General features: G+C 45.7%; 11 protein-coding genes. 10 read left to right on the top strand and 1 reads right to left on the bottom strand.

The window, feature by feature from the left end:
* Positions 1–128 precede the first annotated feature (128 nt).
* The 8 genes from G8759_RS21080 (at position 129) to G8759_RS21045 (ending at position 13,099) form a co-directional block, all read left to right on the top strand.
* Positions 129–1,175, top strand: coding sequence for an alpha/beta fold hydrolase (locus G8759_RS21080; protein WP_167211989.1), 1,047 nt, complete (start codon positions 129–131; stop codon positions 1,173–1,175).
* Positions 1,176–1,283: 108 nt separating this feature from the next.
* Positions 1,284–2,075, top strand: coding sequence for a DUF1223 domain-containing protein (locus tag G8759_RS21075; protein WP_167211986.1), 792 nt, complete (start codon positions 1,284–1,286; stop codon positions 2,073–2,075).
* Positions 2,076–2,368: 293 nt separating this feature from the next.
* Positions 2,369–3,034: an RNA polymerase sigma-70 factor gene (locus tag G8759_RS21070; RefSeq protein WP_167211983.1), complete on the top strand. Its 666-nt coding sequence runs from the start codon at positions 2,369–2,371 to the stop codon at positions 3,032–3,034.
* A gap of 52 nt (positions 3,035–3,086) precedes the next feature.
* Positions 3,087–4,091, top strand: a complete 1,005-nt coding sequence (locus G8759_RS21065) for a FecR domain-containing protein (RefSeq protein ID WP_167211980.1) — start codon at positions 3,087–3,089, stop codon at positions 4,089–4,091.
* Between the two features lie 30 nt (positions 4,092–4,121).
* On the top strand, positions 4,122–7,526 hold the full coding sequence (locus G8759_RS21060) for a SusC/RagA family TonB-linked outer membrane protein (protein ID WP_167211977.1): 3,405 nt from the start codon (positions 4,122–4,124) through the stop codon (positions 7,524–7,526).
* A 42-nt stretch (positions 7,527–7,568) separates the two neighbouring features.
* The gene (locus tag G8759_RS21055; protein ID WP_167211975.1) at positions 7,569–9,236 is read left to right on the top strand and encodes a RagB/SusD family nutrient uptake outer membrane protein; all 1,668 of its coding nucleotides are present in this window, start codon (positions 7,569–7,571) and stop codon (positions 9,234–9,236) included.
* A gap of 31 nt (positions 9,237–9,267) precedes the next feature.
* Entirely contained in the window at positions 9,268–11,028 is a 1,761-nt protein-coding gene (locus G8759_RS21050) for an FAD-dependent oxidoreductase (protein WP_167211972.1), read from the top strand.
* A gap of 70 nt (positions 11,029–11,098) precedes the next feature.
* Positions 11,099–13,099 (top strand): FAD-dependent oxidoreductase, encoded by a 2,001-nt coding sequence (locus tag G8759_RS21045; RefSeq protein ID WP_167211969.1) that lies wholly within the window; start codon positions 11,099–11,101, stop codon positions 13,097–13,099.
* A gap of 515 nt (positions 13,100–13,614) precedes the next feature.
* Here the strand turns inward: G8759_RS21045 and G8759_RS21040 are convergent.
* Entirely contained in the window at positions 13,615–14,100 is a 486-nt protein-coding gene (locus G8759_RS21040) for a hypothetical protein (RefSeq protein ID WP_167211966.1), read from the bottom strand.
* Between the two features lie 932 nt (positions 14,101–15,032).
* Here G8759_RS21040 and G8759_RS21035 point away from each other — a divergent pair.
* Together G8759_RS21035 and G8759_RS21030 are read left to right on the top strand one after the other, a co-directional pair.
* Positions 15,033–19,088, top strand: a complete 4,056-nt coding sequence (locus tag G8759_RS21035) for a LamG-like jellyroll fold domain-containing protein (protein ID WP_167211963.1) — start codon at positions 15,033–15,035, stop codon at positions 19,086–19,088.
* A 378-nt stretch (positions 19,089–19,466) separates the two neighbouring features.
* Positions 19,467–19,817, top strand: a complete 351-nt coding sequence (locus G8759_RS21030) for a hypothetical protein (RefSeq protein WP_167211960.1) — start codon at positions 19,467–19,469, stop codon at positions 19,815–19,817.
* Positions 19,818–20,732 lie beyond the last annotated feature (915 nt).

Genomic DNA, 20,732 nt, shown 5'->3' with positions numbered 1-20,732 from the left:
CACTGGCAACTGGACAGTAAAACTGTCCAACTGGCCGATCAAAATGCCCGGTTAGCCCCTGAAACGCTGTTTCCGGTTTGACGAAAGGAATAAGTTTGATCAGAATTAAACTTAGTAACAATTGTCAAATGGAAAATCAAGCCAAAGTTGACCGTCGCCACTTTTTATGTACTTCAGTCTTGACCCTTGCCGCCACTCAGTTCGGCTTGTTTCGTGCTGCGAATGCACAATCTGAAGGTGTAAAACCAATAGGGCCTAAGACGAATCAGCAAAGATCAGACGCACAATTTGGCCCCATCAGGCAGATAAATGCGGGCGTACTGACTATTGGTTACGTCGAAGTCGGACCTGCTACCGGGCCAGTCGTTCTACTCCTGCATGGTTGGCCCTACGATATTCATAGCTTCGCCGATGTAGCCCCTTTACTGGTATCAAAAGGGTACCGGGTAATCATGCCCTATCTGCGCGGCTTTGGTACAACGCGTTTTCTGTCACCTGAAACGTTTCGGAATGGGCAGCAGTCCATTTTTGCGGTCGATATGATTGCGTTGATGGATGCGCTCAGGATCGAAAAGACAATCGTCGCCGGATTCGATTGGGGCGCGCGAACCGCTGACATTATGGCGGCTCTATGGCCTGAACGCTGCAAAGCGCTTGTCTCCGTGAGTGGTTATCTGATCGTTAATCGGATAATGAACCAGCTGCCATTGCCGCCCAAGGCCGAATATGGATGGTGGTATCAGTATTATTTCACTACAGAGCGCGGCAAACTCGGCTACAGCGAAAATCGGTATGAGTTTAACAAGCTCATCTGGAAAAATGCCTCCCCGAAATGGGACTTCGATGAAGCCACCTTCAAGCGCACCGCAACCTCTTTCGACAACCCGGATCACGTCGCCATTGTGATCCACAATTACCGCTGGCGTCTGAGTATGGCTGAAGGCGAATCGAACTATGACGATCTGGAAAGCCGACTTTCTGCCGGTCCTGTCATTTCGGTGCCTACGATTACTATTGCCAGTGATTTCGATGGAGCGGCCGCCGACGGAGCATCTTATAAAAAGAAATTCACCGGCAAGTATTCGCACCGAATCCTGAAAGACATTGGCCACAATGTTCCCCAGGAAGCCCCCAAAGCCTTTGCCAAGGCAATTTTTGACGTTGACGGTTATTGATTGGCGAGGTTCAAATTACACCCACAATACCAGTCCAGTCATCCGATTGGTGCTGAGCTTGAGGCTTTGACCAGACTATTGCTGAGTAAAAAAAATAAAACTGAAACCATGAAATCCATTAACGTTTTGACATTCATTGCCAGCCTTTTGATGTTGGTTCTACTAGTAAATGACTTTATTAACGGTAAAACGAAAATTGAACCGCCTGTTGGTGGTAAAGGATTTGCCCTGATCGAGCTGTTTACTTCCGAAGGTTGTTCAAGCTGCCCGGCTGCGGATGATTTGCTGGCTACTATTCAAAAAGAAGCTCAAGACAAACCTGTTTATGTACTGGCTTATCACGTCGACTATTGGGATCGCCTGGGTTGGAAGGACAGATTCAGTAATTCCGAGTATTCCCGGCGGCAGGTAGCGTACAGCCATTGGCTCAACGAACCGCAGATTTATACACCACAGGTTATCATAAACGGGAAAGCTGGCTATGTTGGGTCAGACGAAACGGCTCTTCGCAAAGCCTTAAACAGGTCATTAACAACCGAATCGTTAGCTAGTGTTACACTCAAGGCCCAGCAGAATGGTGAAAGCTTGACCGTAAATTATCAGGTAACCGGAGGGACAACTTCCGATCGGCTACTGCTGGCTGTTGTGCAAAAAATGGCCAGTAGTAAAGTACGCAGTGGTGAAAATAGCGGGCGCACGCTGTCCCATGCTCAGATTGTACACGGATTGTATCAGATGAGCTTAACCCAGCAAAAAAAAGGACAGAGCACAATTAAACTTCCTGCCTATTTTAATCAGCAGGACTGGGAGGTCATCGGCTTTGTACAGAATGCCACTACGGGTGAAATTTTTGGCGCAACAAGGGCAACGATCGCTGATTTGCCAGATGCTGGTTTGTAAATGGTAAGTTCCTTCATAAAAGCGTTTGAGATCAACATATACCAACAGCAGAAGCCTGAGCCCTATGACTCAGGCTTCTGCTGTTGGTACGAAAAAACACGCTTGGCTCAAAACAAAGCAGGAGCTATTAACTATGTCAAATTGGTTAGTCAAATTAGAGAAACAGATTGAAGTTGACCCCCCTCAACTCGTTTATTTGACGTTTTTTGAGAAAAAAATCACTTTCTTTTGAAAACCAGTAAGGGTAAAATTGTGCAATTAAGTCTTTGATTCGTTTAAGCAATTCCGAGTCAATGGCTACCTTTACCGTATTGTCTACTAACCCCTCGCCCGACCCCTGGTCTTCGCCCTCAGTAAACGGAGAAAAGCCGATGTCGACGGTATATGATTCAGAACTTTTTCTGCGAAAAGCTTTTGAACAGGAGCCACGCAAAGGATTTGAGTTACTGTTCAGGCAGTATTATACGCCATTGTGCAGCCATGCGGTCCGGTTTGTGTATTCCCGGCAACTGGCGGAAGATCTGGTAAGTGAAGTATTTTATCAGTTCTACCGATCGGAGGCTTATCGGAAAATACACTCGTCTTACATCAGTTACTTGTTCACGGCGGTTCGAAACGAGGCCTATACGCACCTGCGCAAAGAATTCGGCAAAACAGATTCGATCGAGTCGGCCACTGAAAATCATTTGCCGAGCAACCAGCCGCAGCCCGATTCGGAAGTTCATTTCAATAACCTCTTTTTGGCTGTCAATGAGGCCATTAGTCAGTTGCCCGTCCAATGTCGCCGGGTCTTTCTGATGAGCCGGTTCGAGAACAAAAAATACGACGAGATCGCTGCTGAATTGCAGATTTCGCCCCGAACCGTTGAAGTTCACATCTCCAAGGCCCTCAAACACTTACGCCAGACATTGCGGGAAGAATGGACCCTGCTGCTTTGTTTACTCAATCTTTTTTTCTAGTGAACTAAGGGGGAATACGGCTTTCGAAGTCTCTCGTTCAAATTCTACGAATATGAATCATTCGTTATCGAAACATAACCTGTTCACCTATCTGGCTGGACAGGCCAACCCGCTCGAACGACAACTGGTTGAGGAATGGCTGAAAAATCCAGACAATGCCGAAACCTTCCATGGCTGGCTGCTCGAATGGGAAATGCGTTCGCTGCAGTTTTTACCCGATCAGGAAGCGGCATTTGACAAACTGACGCAACGCCTGGATCAGGTCGAAGCGCCGGAAGCAGTCGAAAACCCGGTGTCGATGCGACATTCACCAGTTCAATTGTGGGGATGGAAACCCTTTCTGGTGGCAGCAACGGTTTTGATCGTCCTTGGCCTTGCTTTAAGCCCATTGCGAAACAGATTCCTGTACCAAACCTATCAGACAACTGCCGGTCAGGAGCAGACCATCCGGCTCGAAGATGGTACCGATGTTAACCTGAAACCCAATTCGTCACTTCGGGTACCCCGCTTTGGTTTTCAGAATGATGTCCGGCAGGTACAGCTAACGGGTGAAGGTCGTTTTTCGGTAACACACAAGCCAGATCACCAGCGATTTGTGGTTAAAACGTCTGATCAGTTTCAGGTCGAAGTGCTGGGTACGGAATTTACAGTGTATGCCCGAAAGCAAAGGACCAACGTCGTGCTGGACCGTGGAAAAATCCGGGTCGATTACAAAACAGCAACGAAGGAACAGCAGGTAATGATGAAGCCCGGTGAAATGGTGATGTTGAGTCAGCAGGGTACGATTCAACTACGAAAACTGGCCCCGGTGAAGGCACTGACCGCACAACAGGAGCATCTGTTCCTTTTCCGGAATACCTCTTTGTGGGAAGTCTGCTATCTGATTGGCGAACACTTCGGGGTTAACGTAGAAATTACGGATGACTCGCTTGCCCACCGAACCATCTCCGGGAATTTCCGTGCCCGGACCGGTAATGAACTTCTGGAACTGCTGACAGCGACATCCCGGCTCCGTGTCGATTCCACCGAAAATACCCTTCTCCTGAAAGACAACTAATTATTCTGCCTCTTTATACGATTAGACCACATGAAGAAAACCGTTTACCACTTAAGTTTTCTGGCTGTTTTATTGACAGGTTATCCTATAAACGTCTTTAGCCAGACACTCGCGTCGGCGCAGGTTTTGCAACGGTCCGCCGGCCGAAGCATTCAGACGCAACTCAAAAATGTTTTACTCGATTTGCAGCGTCATTATCGGGTCGAAATTGTCTTTGAAGACCAGATCATGGTCGGCAAAAACGTCTCCGCAGATGCCTTGAATCTGAATCTATCGCTGGAGAAAAACCTGCACCAGCTCCTGAAGCATACGGGTTTACGGGTTCGGAAAATTCGGAAAGATACCTACGTGATTACCGAAGCCCGGCGCGAAAAATCAACGGTTTCAAACGAGGAAGCAGAACCGGCAGAATCCAGTAAGCAGACTGCTCAATCCGACGAACCAACCGTTATTCATGTGTCGCAGCAACCCGTGCCACAACAAACAGATGTGGCCGATCTGAGCGTTAACGGAACTGTAACGGACGAAACGGGAGCTGTTTTGCCGGGCGTGAGCGTAATCCTGAAAGGTACGACGCGTGGTACGAACACCGACAGCAAGGGCTTTTATCAGGTGAATGTTCCAGACGAGAATGCCGTGCTGGTGTTCAGCTTTGTCGGCTACCTGTCGCAGGAAGTATTGGTTGGTAAGCGTACCACCATCGGTGTAAAGCTCGCAACCGACACCAAAGCACTGTCGGAGGTGGTCGTTGTGGGGTACGGAACCCAGAAAAAAGTAAACCTGACGGGGGCCGTGTCGTCTATTTCCAGTGAAGAGATAACCCGCCGGCCCGTTGGACAGACATCGGCCGCTCTGCAGGGGTTAATGCCGGGTGTGACCGTGTTTCAGCGGTCAGGCAGGCCAGGTGGCGATGGCGGAACGATTCGGATTCGGGGCGTTGGAACCATCGGGGGCGAAAATGGGAGTAGTCCCGACCCGCTGGTTTTGATTGATGGTATCGAAGGCTCAATAAATAGCATCGACCCAAACCTGATTGAGTCGGTCTCTATTCTTAAAGATGCGGCTTCGGGTTCGATTTATGGCGCCCGGGCAGCCAATGGCGTTATTCTGGTAACGACAAAACGGGCCAAAGGAAGCCGGATATCAGTTAATTACAATAACTACATCGGCTGGCAGACACCCACCAATCTGCCCAAAATGGCGAATGCGATCCACCACATGGTGATGACCAATGAAGCCTATGTCAATGTGGGTCGTTCGCCTTTGTATGCCGATGCCCTGATCCAGAAATACCGGACCGAAGGGTCGACCAATCGTGATTTATATCCGGATACCGACTGGCAAAAGGAAGTACTTACGGGCTCCGGTTTACAACAGAGCCATTTTTTGAGCGTGAATGGTGGGAGCGAAAAGATTCGTTTCCTGACATCGGTCGGATATCTGGATCAGAAAGGGATTATTGCAAACTCCAGTTTCAAGCGGTTCACCTTGCGCAATAATACGGATATTCAGTTTTCGCAGAAATTCAGCGCCCGTGCCGACCTGCAACTTGTGGCCGCTACGACAATTGAGCCGGGACGGGGTTCCGAAGAGGTATTTCACTGGATGAACCGGATTCCAGCCAATCAGATCGGTATCAACTCCAACGGCACCTGGGGCGACGGCTGGAACGGCGATAACCCAATTGCCATGTCGCGGGATGGGGGTACGAAGAAAAATAATAGCCCTTATGTGCTGGTGAATGCCGCTCTGGTTTATAAACCCATCGAAGGGCTGACGGCTGAGGTGGCCTACGCACCGAAGTTCGCTTTATCGACCGATAAGAACTTTAACAAGGCTATCCAGGCATACAAACCAGATGGTACACTGAGTTTCCTGGCACCAGCCAAAAGCTCCCTGACAGAGTCGACCAACCAATCGTTGTACACCACCCTGCGAGGAACCCTTACGTTCGATAAAACCTACGGCGAAAACGGATTGAAAGTTCTGGTTGGTTTTTCCCGTGAGGATTTCCGAAACGATAACAACTCGGCCTATCGGGAAGGGTATTTACTGCCTGACTATCAGGTAATCAATGCGGGGGCTTCCGACATCCAGCGGACGACGGGTGGCGCATCGGAATGGGCGCTCCAGTCCCTTTTTGGTCGTGTAAACTATGATTACAAGCAAAAGTACCTGCTGGAAGCCAATGCTCGTTATGACGGTTCGTCCCGGTTCGCAAGTGGACATAGATACGGATTTTTTCCATCAGTATCGGCGGGATGGCGCATATCGCAGGAATCATTCATGCAGCCACTGCTGAAGGTTGTCAATGAGTTGAAAGTGCGCGGGTCGTGGGGACAATTGGGCAATCAGAATATTCCTGGCGGTAATTATCCGTTTATGTCGTCACTGCAATTTGGCCCCTATTCGCTGGGCAAACAGATCGTCAACGTAGTGGCGCTGAATACGCTGGCCAACTCCGATATTTCTTGGGAAACTACCGAGATGTCAGATATCGGTCTGGATGCAACATTATTTTCAAGATTGTCCATTACGGCGGATTATTACAACAAGCAAACGCGCGACATTTTGCTCCGGCTGGATGTACCAACGATTATTGGATTAAACCCACCGTATCAAAATGCGGGTATCGTCGAAAACAAGGGCTGGGAACTGGGTTTGACGTACAAAGGTGCTGTCCGGGATTTTCGCTACGATATCGGATTTAATCTTTCGGACGTAAAAAATAAAGTAGTCGATCTGCGGGGAGTCAATCAGACTGGTTTGACCGTTAATCGGGAAGGGTATCCGATCGGCTCCATTTACGGTTTGCAGGCGGAGGGCCTTTTCCAGACGGCCGACGAAGTATCTGCCCATGCCCAGCAATTTGGGGTGATCAAACCCGGCGACATTAAATACAAAGACCAGAACGGCGACGGCATTATCAACGGTGACGACAACGTAGTACTTGGAAGCACGATTCCCCGGTTTACGTATGGGACTACGCTGAATGGGTATTACAAAGGCTTTAGCCTGAACATCGTGCTCCAGGGAGTTGGCCAGGCCGACGGGCTGCTGAACGAGCAGGGCATCATGCCGTTTTTCCTCGGTGGAACTGTGCAGGAACAGCACAAGGATCACTGGACGCCGGAAAATCCGAACGCAACGTTTCCGCGCCTGGCTTTCAGCGAATCGAACAACGAAAAGATCTCCAGCTTCTGGTTGCGAAATGCCGCCTATCTGCGTCTGAAAAACATTCAGCTCGGTTATTCGCTCCCCACAGCACTGACCCAGCGGGCCGGCATCAATAACGTACGGGTTTTCGTCAACGGCCAAAACCTGCTGACCTGGGATAAATTCTGGAACGGCTACGACGTTGAGTCGCCGGTCGGTACGGGACGCAGTTATCCGCAGGTAAAAATGGTCAGTTTTGGGATCGATGCCAGCTTCTAAGATCTGCGTGATTTATAGCTACTTTCAAAGACATCATAACGAATGAAAAAGATACACTACTGGTTTTTGCTGGCTTGCCTGATGCTGAGCACGACAGCCTGCGAAGATTACCTCGAACGTTTTCCGCTGGAAGGCCCGGCCGATCAGTCTTATTTTGCCAATGCCAGCGAACTCGAACTGGCCGTAAACGGCTGTTACAAAGGCATGAACTTTCATCCCACCGATGCAATGCCTACCCAACTACTGCTCGATGATTGTACTGATCTCGGCTGGGATCGGAACAACAGCACCCTGCAACAGCTCGGGAAAGGTAGCCACGATAGCAACAACGGATTTGTGAAATCTGTCTGGGACAACTCGTATAAAATTATCGGCCGCTGTAATTTCATTCTGGACAATATGGGTAAGCTGGATGGCAAAATGGATGCAACGCTGCAAGCCCGTTACCGGGCAGAAACCCGATTTGTCCGCGCCTACATGTACCATTACCTGATCGAATTGTTCGGAGGTGTGCCGCTGGTTACCAAAACCGTAGGACTGTCGGACTCGCAGGTACCCAAAGGCAGTAAGGAAGACTGCGTCACGTTTATTTTGAGCGAACTGGATGACGCGGCCAAGGATCTGCCGGTAAGTTATGATGCCAAAAATGTTGGCCGGGCTACCAAAGGTGCCGCCCTGGCTACCAAAGCCCGAACAGCCTTGTACAACGCAAAGTGGGATGTTGCGGCCAAAGCGGCCAAGGATGTGATGGATCTGAACGTGCACAAGCTGCATCCCAACTATGGCGAGCTATTCTCCTACAAAGGGCAGACATCGAATGAAATTATCTTTGCCTTGCAGTATTTGAAAACAAGTACAGTCATCCACAGTACACCCCAGAATTTCCTGTCACGAAATGCGCAGGGCGCATCTAATAAAGTGCCGGGTCAGATCCTGATCGATTCCTACGAGTGCACAGACGGCTTGTCGATCGATAAATCACCCCTTTACAATCCGAAAGATCCGTTCAAAAACCGCGACCCGCGACTGGATTTTACAGTGGCTGTGCCGGGCTCCAACTACTTCAATTTCAAGTTTGAAACCCACAAAGACAGCGTCAAGACGATTAACTACACCACCGGTGCCCGGGTCGACAACCAGGATGCGATTCATGCGTTTGCCACCTACACCGGTTATTGCTGGCGCAAATACACCGATATGACCGACAAAGATGACCGCAGTAATTCGGAGCTGAACGTCACGCTGATCCGGTATGCCGAAGTGCTGCTCATCTATGCCGAAGCGAAAATCGAAGCTAACCAGATCGATCAGTCGGTCTATGATGCCATCAACGCGGTTCGTCAGCGCCCGACGGTCAATATGCCTGCCATCAAAACGGGTAAAACCCAGGCTGAACTGCGCTCGGTTATTCGTAAGGAACGTAAGTATGAATTGACCAACGAAGGCTTTCGATTGATGGACATTCGTCGCTGGAAACTGGCCGACAAACTGCTGGCGGGCAATTTTCTGGGCCGAATTCCAAAAGGACTGCTGGCTACAGCCCCCAGTATCGACGCGAACGGAACACCTGATTACAGTACGGTTCCCAACAAAGCCGATATGCGGGTGGTCGAAGTCCGGATCTTTAAACCTGAGCGGGATTATCTGTGGCCGATTCCGTATATCGAAACGGTGACAAATAAAGCGCTCACCCAGAACCCCGGTTACTAAAAAGCTTTTCATTTAATTTCGTTGACGCAAAATGCCCACAACCCGACGGCACTTTCTGAAATTATCCGGCCTGAGCGGCCTTGCCTTCACAACTGGGCTCGCCGAACTCCACGCTGGCGATGCCATCCCGCTCGCTGAAAACGACTATGACCTGATCATCGTGGGCGGAACACCCGGCGGGATTATGGCGGCAGTAGCGGCCTCCCGACTGGGTAAAAAATCGCTGATTCTGGAGCGGACGGCCCACATTGGCGGCTTACCGGCCAATGGACTTGGCGCTACCGACATTGCCACCCGCGGTGCCACCGGTGGCTTGTTTCTTGAATTTGTTCAGCGCATCAAGGCGTATTATGTCGGGAAATACGGTGCCGATTCACAACAGGTGAAAGATTGCTCGGATGGTTACCATTTCGAACCGTCGGTAGCCGCCAAAATCTTCGCTGATTTTCTGAAAGAAAGCCCCAACGCTACCGTTTTGACCATGCGGCAATTCGACTTTGAACCTGAAAATCTAACGATTCAGAACAATAAGATTGAAGGCATTCGGGTAATCGATCGAAACACGAAAAAGACAGAAACATACCGGGGACGTTTTTTTATCGATGCCACCTACGAAGGGGATTTGATTGCGGCCGCAGGCGTTCCGTTCTTTCTTGGCAGAGAAGGGAAATCTGACTACAATGAAGTAGGAGCCGGGCGGGTGTATAAATACTGGGCCGGACCGGAAGGGCCGGGCTCGACGTTTCAGGGCGATAATGCCGTTCAATCGTATAATTACCGGCTTTGCGTAACGAACGATCCGAAGATTCGGGTGAAAATTCAGAAACCGGCTCGTTACAATCGGGAGGAATACGTATCGTTGATCAACGATGTCAAAACGGGAACGTATACGGGTGTTGCCATGATGAAACTGACCGACGCGCAGAGGGCCGAAAATCAGCGACGGGCCAAAGCCGGTTTGCTGCCCGACATGCCCGGTATGCCGAAAGGTATTGCCTGGCTGACGAATATGGTTAAACTGCCCAACGGGAAGAATGATGGCAATAACCAACACCACGCTTTTATTTCAACGGATTTACCGGAAGAAAACTGGCCTTATCCAACCTCGGGCTGGGAATGGCGGGACCGCTTTGCCCAACGGCTTCGTGACTATACGGAGGGCTTGTTTTACTTTGCGCAAAACGACACTGAACTGCCTGACTGGTTTCGGAAAGAATGCGCCGAGTGGGGGTGGGCCAAAGACGAATACACCGACAATGGTCATTTTCCCCGGCAACTCTACGTCCGGGAAGGTCGACGGATGAAGGGTAAATACATTTTCAAGGCACTGGACGCTCAACCCGTCAGGCCGGGCGAACGACCTCCGCTCCACCCCGACAGTATAACGGCCAGCCATTATGCCCTTGATTCGCACGCCGTACGGAAACGGGAAGCGGGGCGAATTCATCTAGATGGTTTCATTAGTTATCCGTCGGCGGTTTATACGGTACCATTCCGGGTAATTGTGCCAGACTCTCCATTGGAAAATCTGTTGGCTCCGGTTCCCGCTTCGGCTACCCACATCGGTTTTTCGACACTTCGGATGGAACCCTGCTGGATGGCGCTGGGTCAGGCTGCCGGAACGGCTGCGGCTTTGTGTGTGCAGAAATCGCAGTCTGTACATGAGTTGGCGGTTCCTGAATTACAAAGTGCCCTGCTTCAGCAAAAAGCAATTCTGGTGTATAGCAAAGGTATGGCAACCACTGACCCGAATTTTGAAGCAAATCAGCTCGAAACGTTAAATGGAAAATAAGCTAGGTATAAAGCAATCAGTTAACTTCCTGAACAGCTACGAACCAGTCATACCACAAAACCACAATATCATGCGTTACACGATTACAATCTGTCTCAGTTTATTGCTCACATACTCCGCCATTGCCCAGCAACAGGTCGATATCTGCGTATATGGTGGCACGTCAGGTGGGGTCATTGCTGCTTTTACTGCCAGAAAAGCCGGTAAAACTGTGATCCTCATCGAGCCGGGCAAGCACCTGGGTGGCATGACCTCCGGTGGATTGGGTTTGACAGATATTGGCAATAAATACGCCATCACGGGTCTGGCCCGTGATTATTACCGACGCATCGGGCAACATTACGGGAAGTTTGAGCAGTGGATTTTTGAGCCTCATGTTGCCGAGGACTTATTTAGTGAATATGTCAAGCGCGGACAGATCGACGTATTACTTTCGCATCGGCTTTCGAGCGTTAAGAAAAGCAGTGGGCAGATTCAGGAAATTGTTCTGGAGAATTCGGATAAACCGTTGGCCAAACGAACCATTCGGGCTAAGATGTTTATCGATTGCTCCTATGAAGGCGATCTGATGGCAAAAGCCGGTGTTTCCTACACCGTTGGGCGTGAGGATAATTCAAAATACAATGAAACCATCAGTGGTGTGCAGTTGATGACCGGTCATCAACTGCCCGATGGAATTGATCCTTACAAAACACCCGGAAATCCAGACTCGGGCTTAGTCTGGGGCGTCAGCCCGGCGAAACTGGAACCCAACGGAACGGGTGACAATAAAGCGCAAGCCTACAATTACCGCATTTGTCTTTCGTCTGATCCGGCCAATCAGGTGGCTATTACGCGTCCGGCCGGGTATGATTCAACAAAGTACGAATTGCTGGTACGGCTGATTGCTGCTCAACCCCAGAAGCGGTCGCTCAACGATTATTTTATCTGGAGTGGAATGCCCAACAAAAAAACCGATATCAACAATCGAAACGGTTTCTCGACGGATATGATCGGGATGAATTACGGATATCCGGACGGAAGCTACGAAAAGCGGGCGCAGATTATCCGTGACCACGAGTTGTATACCAAAGGGTTGCTCTATTTTTTCGGTCATGATTCTCGCGTGCCTCAGGAGCTTCGGGACCAAATGCTGAAATGGGGTTATCCGAAAGATGAGTACACCGATACGGGCAACTGGTCGCCACAACTCTACATTCGGGAAGCCCGCCGGATGGTAGGAGCCTATGTCATGACGCAGGCGAATTGCCAGGGTAAGGAAGTAGTAACCGACGGGGTAGGTATGGCGGCTTACACAATGGATTCGCATAACATCCAGCGCATCGTCATTGAAAAAGATGGCAAGAAAATGGCTAAGAATGAAGGGAATGTGGAGGTCGGTGGTTTTGGGCCTTATCCCATCTCGTACCGTGCCCTGATCCCAAAAGAAAACGAATGCCAGAATCTGCTGGTGCCGGTTTGCCTGTCGGCTTCGCACATTGCATACGGTTCTATTCGAATGGAACCCGTTTTCATGGTATTGGGTCAATCGACTGCGTTGGCAGCGGCCATGGCGATCGACGCGAAAACCAGTGTGCAAAAAGTGAATATTGCTAAACTACAACAGGAACTGAAGGCCAATCCACTGGCCGATGGGAGTACTCCCGAAATTCTGGTAGACAATGATAGCCAAAAGATGACCACAATTACTGGCCCGTGGCGTGTCGAGAACAAGAGTAAAGGTGGGTATGGCCCATCCTATCTGATTTATGAAGGTCAGGGAGAGGAAAAGGCAACCGTACGGTTTACGCCCGACATCGTAAAAGCGGGTAAATACCGCGTTTACGCTTACTTCCCGCGTTTAGCCAAAAGTGCTTCCGAATTGGGGATTACCGTTTCAGACGGAAAAAGCAGTAAATCGATTCCGATCAAAACAGCGGATATTGTTGTTGTCGGACAGACATCGGGCGAATGGGTTGCTTTGGGTGATTATGAACTGCCCAAAGGTCAGGCTTCATCGGTTGAAATAGCCGCCAAGCAGGTAGACGGGCCGGTGGTGGCCGATGCGGTTTTATTCGTACCGGCATTCTGATTTTTGTCAAGGAAACCAGCCAGGTTTCATGACAATAACCTGATTTAGTTAAGGAAGTGTGCTATGATTAAACGGCTGCGATCAGTCTGCACTGGAAGCCCACTGTGGTCTAATCGTTGACTGAATAGGCGTTGTCTGTATAGCTGATTGTGAAGATGTTACTGTAGTTTGTGATTGAGTAAGCATTGCATCATCCGATTTTTTGCTGCATGCGTTAAGGGTAAGGGCGATGAAGATGGTTAGCAGAGTAATTAATTGAGCCGTTTTCATGATTGACATCCTGTATAGTTAGTTTGGTGAATCAAAGGTACGGCTATCCAATAAGCTGATGGTCAGGAGTGTATATCTGGTGGAATAGACTTCAAAGCTGGCGGTAAATACCCTATAATTGGTTGCCGGTTTCACCTGCAGTAAACCGACCTGTTCGCCAGTAGGAATTCTGGAATTCCTACTGGCATATGTTTTATGTAAAGTAGGCTACATTAAAACGGTTGATTCGTAGGGTGTTAAATCTACTAGAATTCCAGACGGAATTGGCCTTCGGTAATGCTGATTTTCGTAGTACCTATGCCATTTTCACTATAGGCATCGAAATAAAAGGTTCCTTCAATTACCTTATCATCTATTTTAGTAATAGAACACTTACCATTGGCTTGTACTGCGCTGTTCGCGGCATATATTTCGGTCTTTCCTTTTGAATAACCACCGCCCAGAATGGTCATTGTTTCGGGTTTTCGGTGTTCGTAACCAAGGCAGGTAAAGCCAAATTGTTCAACGTTATTGGGACTGACAAACACACTAAAGGTGGCATTGACATAACCATTCGGTTCACTATAATTCATCATCTGATTTTTATTGCTGGCATCATGAAAAAAGTCGACACCATTGATTTTTGCTTTAACAAAATACGCCGACTGAACTCCATCGGTGCTTTTCTTGCCGCAGGAAAAGGTGGTAAAAATTAAAAAAGTGTAAATCAGCGTAATGAAAATACGTTGCATGGTTGTGTGATTTAATGAATGAATCCTCAAACGTGAGTGCTTTCGTCATTAATCCCACTACTAAAAGCAATAGTAACATCACCCGTTGAAATTACTTTCAGTAGCGAGATTACCTGCCCCATAATTTTCCCAACTATTGAGCCCAGTTGCGTTGGCGTAAATCTGTCTACTATCGTTAGTCGCCTTATTGGATGTATCATCTCAACGATGATAACCTCAATTTTTTAGGGTTGAATGGTTATCCCATCTACGCCAGTTCAACCGGTTTGACAAACAAAGTAGCCAAGCCATGCATCTGAAAATTTCTTAATAAGAAATCGATGAGGTCTTTATTTCTTAAACAGACATATGGAGGAAAGTTTGCCCTATTAATTCTCCCACTCTTCATTCAAACCGGAAGCGGATGGTCGACCTGCAGGAGCTGGTTTAAGGACCTAAACTCGCGCTAATAAATCTGACCTCACTCAGTACACTACCCACATTAAACAGTGTCAAAGCGGTCCATATCAGCAACTTTACTGAGATTATCCAATAAATAGTAGAGCAATACGTCTACAAAGTGAAAGTCGCTTGTCGAAAATACTCCTACTGGCCTGGATGGTAGAATTCTGTAGTTAAGGCCAATATTGAGAAGCTTCTTCCTTTCAAGCAAATACGTACTGTTACTTCGGGATCGATCATTCGTCTAATCGCCGTCAAAGTCCCTTTTTCTTATTAATACGATAGCTGAATCCGAAGTAGAAATGGAGCTACGGAACAACCAAAAAGATAGATGTTTTTAATATAGTTCGGAATACAGTGATCCAGTGAGTTTGGGGGATAGAAATAGGACAAAGCTAAGCCATACACACTTGTGTGTAATTTCTGCTTTATAAATGAATAAAGATGGGTTTAGCAACGCCTGATTTTTCACTTAAAAGACCAAATTGAACATGGCCGTTTTAGTTAAAAAAATTTACAAAATAATTACTTTTATATTATTTTCGACACAACTGATTGCTCAAAAAAGTGAAATATTTAATATTCCCAAAAATATTGAAGAGCCAGATTGGGTCAAAAAAGTGGATTGGAACAATCCCAATGTTTTTGTAATTGAATCTTTAATTAAAGAAAATAAGAAAAAAAAAGAATCATCAGTAAAAGACGTTCAAGAAAATGAAATTGAGGACGAGAAGGATGAAGATCCCTATGAGGTAGCATTTGAAAGGTGGTTAAACCAAAATCGAGTATTTATTCAAAATGATGGTTCTGTTAAAATCGATAAGCGACTTTACAAATCACTGCAAAGTGAGTTTGAAAAAAATAAAAATCAGGCGGGTAAAGGCGCGAAAAAATCGACAAATTCGGGATCATGGTCTCTTTTAGGACCTGTGCAAACTTTTAGCGATAATAATAAGGGACTCAAAAACTATCAGGTCAACATCTATAGAATAGCAATAGCACCCAGTGATTCCTCTATATTGTATGCAGGCTCCGAGACTGGTATAATTTTTAAATCGACGGATAAAGGACTAAATTGGAACTCTATCAATGATAACTTTTTATCCGGATCTGTAAGTGCAATAGCTGTTTCTCCGGGAAATGCAAATTTGGTTTATGCATTTTCTAATAATGTTGGCTTATTGAAAACAACAGATGGAGGAGCTACATGGACAACTTTAGCTACATTTACTCAAACCAAAGTAAACAAAATCTTAATTCAGCCCAATGGGAATGTAATTATAGCTGCTCAAAATAATATTTACCTGAGTAGTGATGGGGGGGCAAGCTGGAAAATACCCGTTTTTCTTACATCGCCAATTCCAAACAAAATTCCGATTGGCACCAAACTTTACGATATAATTTATAGTCGAAAATCCCCTGATATTGTTATAGCGGTGGGGGCGTCATCGGCAGATACTATAAAAATATTTTACTCAACTGATGGAGGTGTAAGTTTTTCAGAGAAGCCATCCCCAGCGAATACTTTTTCGAGAGGAGCCAGATTAGCTACTACAAATTCCACTACAGTTAGTCCTGATATTGTTTTTTGCATCACCTTACAGAATGATTTCCCCAAGCTGTTGAAAAGTACTGATTTTGGGCAGTCTTGGTCAGTAATAACTACGTTTACAGGAACAGGTTTAAAAGGGCGTGATACAACTAATGGTATGTCAAATGGGCAAGGTTACTATGATCTGGCGATAATGATGAACCCAGCCAACGCCGATCATCTAATCGTTGGAACGACCTCAGCCTGGAAATCAACGGATGGTGGTGCCAATTTCAAACCGATTGGCGGATATATTGGATCATTTCCTTTGCATCCTGATATGCAAAGCATGGTAGCAAATGGAATGGACTCCTATATTTCCACTGATGGGGGCGTGGTTTATTCCAGTGATTTTTTTTCAGAAACTGCTAATTTTTCGATTCGCCATAAAGGCCTATCTGGTTCAGATTTTTGGGGTTTTGATCAAGGTTGGGCCGAAGATTTAGTCGTGGGGGGTAGGTATCATAATGGAAATGGAGCCTTATATGAACCGTATGGTTCAGGAAATACACTTTTGGTTGGTGGGGGAGAAGATGCCACCGGCCATGTATTTCCAGTACCAGGTAAAAAAGGCAAGATAGGTTTTAGAGATGTTGGCACAAAAGTTATTCCTCAATCACTTGCTGGAAAGATCGAAAATGCCGATAACCAGAATCAAAAATGGCCATCAAATGTAAATTATGGAGAATTTAGCAGCAAGTTAATAGTTCATCCATATTACAGTAATATTTTTTATGTTGGTTATAAAAACAGCTTATGGAAGTCAGAGGACAATGGACTGACCTATTATGAGCTTAAAGATTTTGGCACAAATGTTTGGCGATATGATATATCGAAAAGCAATCCTGACAGAATCTATCTGATTACTACAACAGGGTTATGGAAAACTACAGATGGTGGAATTACATGGTTGCAACTATTTTTGCCAAGTGGAGTGGTATTTAAATATTACAACAGTGATATTGTTGTGAATTCTGGCAATGAAGATATATTATGGTTTTGCCAAAAAGGTGGAACCGCGTCCAATAAAGTATTTAAGTCGGTCGATGCCGGAAATACCTGGGTTAATTATACAGGTACATTACTAAATAATAAAAACATTAGCTTTTTAGCCGCTCAGGGAGGCACTAACGATGGAATTTATGCAATACAGAATACGCCGAATGCCAGTGTTTATTATAGGGATAATAATTTAGCTGACTGGGTAGATTTTAATACAGGCCTGCCACGAAATTTCGAAGCAAGGCAAGGTGGAATTATTTTTTATAGAGATAATAAATTGAGATTGGCCGGTAATAGAGGTATTTGGGAGAGTCCATTATATTCCGCAAGTACACCCATTTCTATTCCCATGGCAAATAAAAATAAAATAAGCTGTGATAAAGATACGGTAACATTCACCGATAATTCAATACTTGATTATGCAGGAGCAAGCTGGAAGTGGGACTTTCCCGGAGCTTCTTTTGTGAATAATTCAAACGTTCGCGAACCAAAAGTCACTTATCCTGGCCCAGGCCTTTATACTGTTTCATTAACAGTAAAAAATAATCAGGATAGTTCGTCAATCAGAACAGTGAGCAATATGATTAATTTTAATAAAAGCTTATGCATATCCGATACCTTACCAGGCAAAGCACTTACTGTATCAGGTGAGCGTAAAGAAATTAATATCGGTACTATCGGCATTAACTCTAATTCGTTTTCTATTAGTTGTTGGATCAAACCCAAGGGTAATCAAAAAAGCTTTAGCCAGATAATTGGGCAGTATACGTATCCAAATTCTATATATGGTTTTGGCTTGGGTTTCTCATATAATGGATATACTGAAAACCTGAACTTATGCTATACGGATAATACTGTTACATTTCGGCAAAAAAGCAAGTTAATCGCTGATTCAACGCAATGGAACCATGTCGTACTTGTTTACTCACCAACTAATGTCAAAATTTATTTGAATGGAGTTGCTGAAATTGTAAACGCTGGGCCAATGCTACCTATCAACCTTTCAACAAAACCTTTTTTTATTAACCCTGATATCCTTCATCAGGGTGGTAATTTTGAAGGTGAAATTGATGAGGTGAAATTTTATAATTATGCGTTATCTCAAACTGAAATTCGCCAAAAAAAACATTTGATATTAAGAGAAGGAATAGCCGAAACTGGTTTGATAAAATACATTCAGTTTAATCAAACCGGACCTTCAAATCCACGATATGTTTGGGAATTAGTTTCTGGTTCATTGATAACTTTACCTGATTCCAATTTTCTAATACCGTCAACAGCGCCAATTGCTTCGGGTCAAAGCTTTAGTAAGGATATAACTGTCGGTGGACAGCATACATTTCCTGGAACTGGAATCGAACTTTTTTGGCCTAATGTTGGCACATTTCCTAATGGCGAGGTAGTTGCCTTTAGATTGAACGGTGCGCCAGATAGCTACCCAGACTCAATCTCCTATTCAGTGCCTAACAAAGGCTATTATATCATTAATAATTATGGAACAAATGCGACATTTACTCCCATACAAAAAATAAAATTCGGCAAATTGCCGCTACCGGATAATAGCAGACTAACGAATTTTAATCTGTATAAGCGGCCATCGAATTCATTTGATAGAACAACGTGGCTAACTAAGCTGGGCAATGCGATTAATTTTACTTATGCTGCAAATAGTGAAAGTTCTTTGGAGTTTTCAAATGAAAAAATTGACTCTTTTAGTCAATATTTAATCTCAATTAATGATAATTTCTGCATTAATGAAACGCTAAAATCGGGTAATTGGAACGATCCAACTGTTTGGTCCTGCTCTGTAGTACCAGGTGTTGGTAGTCTGGTGAAAATAAATAAGGGACATATAATTGAGGTTCCTAATGGAGTAGTTGCTCAGCCGAGTTTTATAGAACTTTCAGGGAAGATTCTGATTCGGGTTGGAGGGATTGTAAAACTACCTAATTAGGTGCAACCCTACAGCCAGACTTTCCATCGTAGGTGAAGATTAACTACGTAAAGTTGCTTAGATGGCTACCCAATTTGACACCGCTTTGCAAGTATTGATATAAGATAGAGTACTTCAACCTGACCATTGGAGTACATAGAGCTTCAGCCATAATGAGCGATCAGGTTTTAAGAAGCGACATAGCCAACCAGTACTTGGGCGAACCGTCCTCACCTGTGTGGTTTCTTCAAACCGCCAGCACTATAATGTGTACTGACTGAGCTTACGGATTTAATCGCTATTTCATTGTAAGTAGCTGATGATATGTACTTTCTGGCTGTGTATTTCTATCTTGCTGACTCGTTTTTATTTTCATAGCAAAACTTGCCAAAGAAAATCATGGATGATGCAAATGCATACGTGACCGCATCGCGGTATGAAACGTTTATGTGCCGTGCGCTTAACTGTGGCAGTGATCCAAGCGATGAAACTCATCTTTCAGTAATGAAGGATTTGATTCTTTTAGAAGAGGGCAAGCCCAGACTTAATCGAGGTTCAGTAGAAGAGCACTTTAAGTATGTTAAGAAGCTAATAGGCAAAGGATTAGCTTATTCTTTGAGATACTCCTTGCCTAGTCATGAAAAGGACGTATTAATAAAATTGCAAGATCAGCTTGATCTGGCTTCTAATTCCGGGGATTTAATGGCTGTTATTGACTCGGCTATAGAAGCAACTGATTTACTTCTATAGGTTTAAGGTTGAGTAGAAACGGCCAGGGTGTAAAGAAGCTTTCGATTGGGTAGAAAATACTGTAAATAGAAAGTGAAGATTTTGGTAAGATTCAGCGTCTATACGCTTAGACGTAACAATTCGAAAGTAGACCTGCCATTTCCTATTTAATGCAAACGCTAATAGGCTAAACGGTAATTATCCTTTTTGGGAGATTGTCGTTTGAGAGTTCCTCGCTCGCTCGGATTTCGTTGATTTCAATCCTAAATGTAGCCATCCATATAGCATCAAAAGGCCAAATGTACCATACACCAAAGCCTTTACAAGCGAGGGCAGGCGTTTAGGTAGCGTCATTGGCTCTTTGTAAGCCTGCGTCGCATAGTGAAGCGAAAACAGGAGATGAGCTCCAATACTTAGCAGAATAAACACTTCCTTCATGATTAAAGCTTTCTTAACCTATTCTACTATTTGGACCCATTTTGAGGATAACAGGTTGTATTATTTACTGATCGGCGGCCCAAACGGGAAATAAGCATGGTTCTGCCCATACCCAGTAGCCTTCTTTAGCTGATGATGTTCATGAAGAGCAAGCGTGAGTTTCTTCAAACAAAAAAGCAGTGTATGGCGCGCTAGTAGATGATGACGATATAAAGATGGGACAATTAATAGATTCCAGTAACCCTTAATCAAGCCAAGTAAACAAAATAGCCCCGCTAACTAAAAGCCAGACGGGGCGTTCACATAATCAAAAGGTATAAACGGCGTCTATCTCGTTGTCCCTAGATGACTTACCCAAAGGTATGCAAACGGCCTGGAAATTCTGGGTGAATTTATTAAGCGTACTTAATCGGTTAGGTACACAATAACCTCATCCGCTAACTAATATCAGATATGACTAAACTAAGTAATAGGCCCGGCTTATCCAAAGGAAGAGCC

Origin of the sequence: Spirosoma aureum (genome assembly GCF_011604685.1) — a bacterium.
GTDB classification, from domain to species: Bacteria; Bacteroidota; Bacteroidia; order Cytophagales; family Spirosomataceae; genus Spirosoma; species Spirosoma aureum.
The sequence above is the reverse complement of the archived record's forward strand: the minus strand, read 5'-3'. Positions and strand labels throughout refer to the sequence as shown.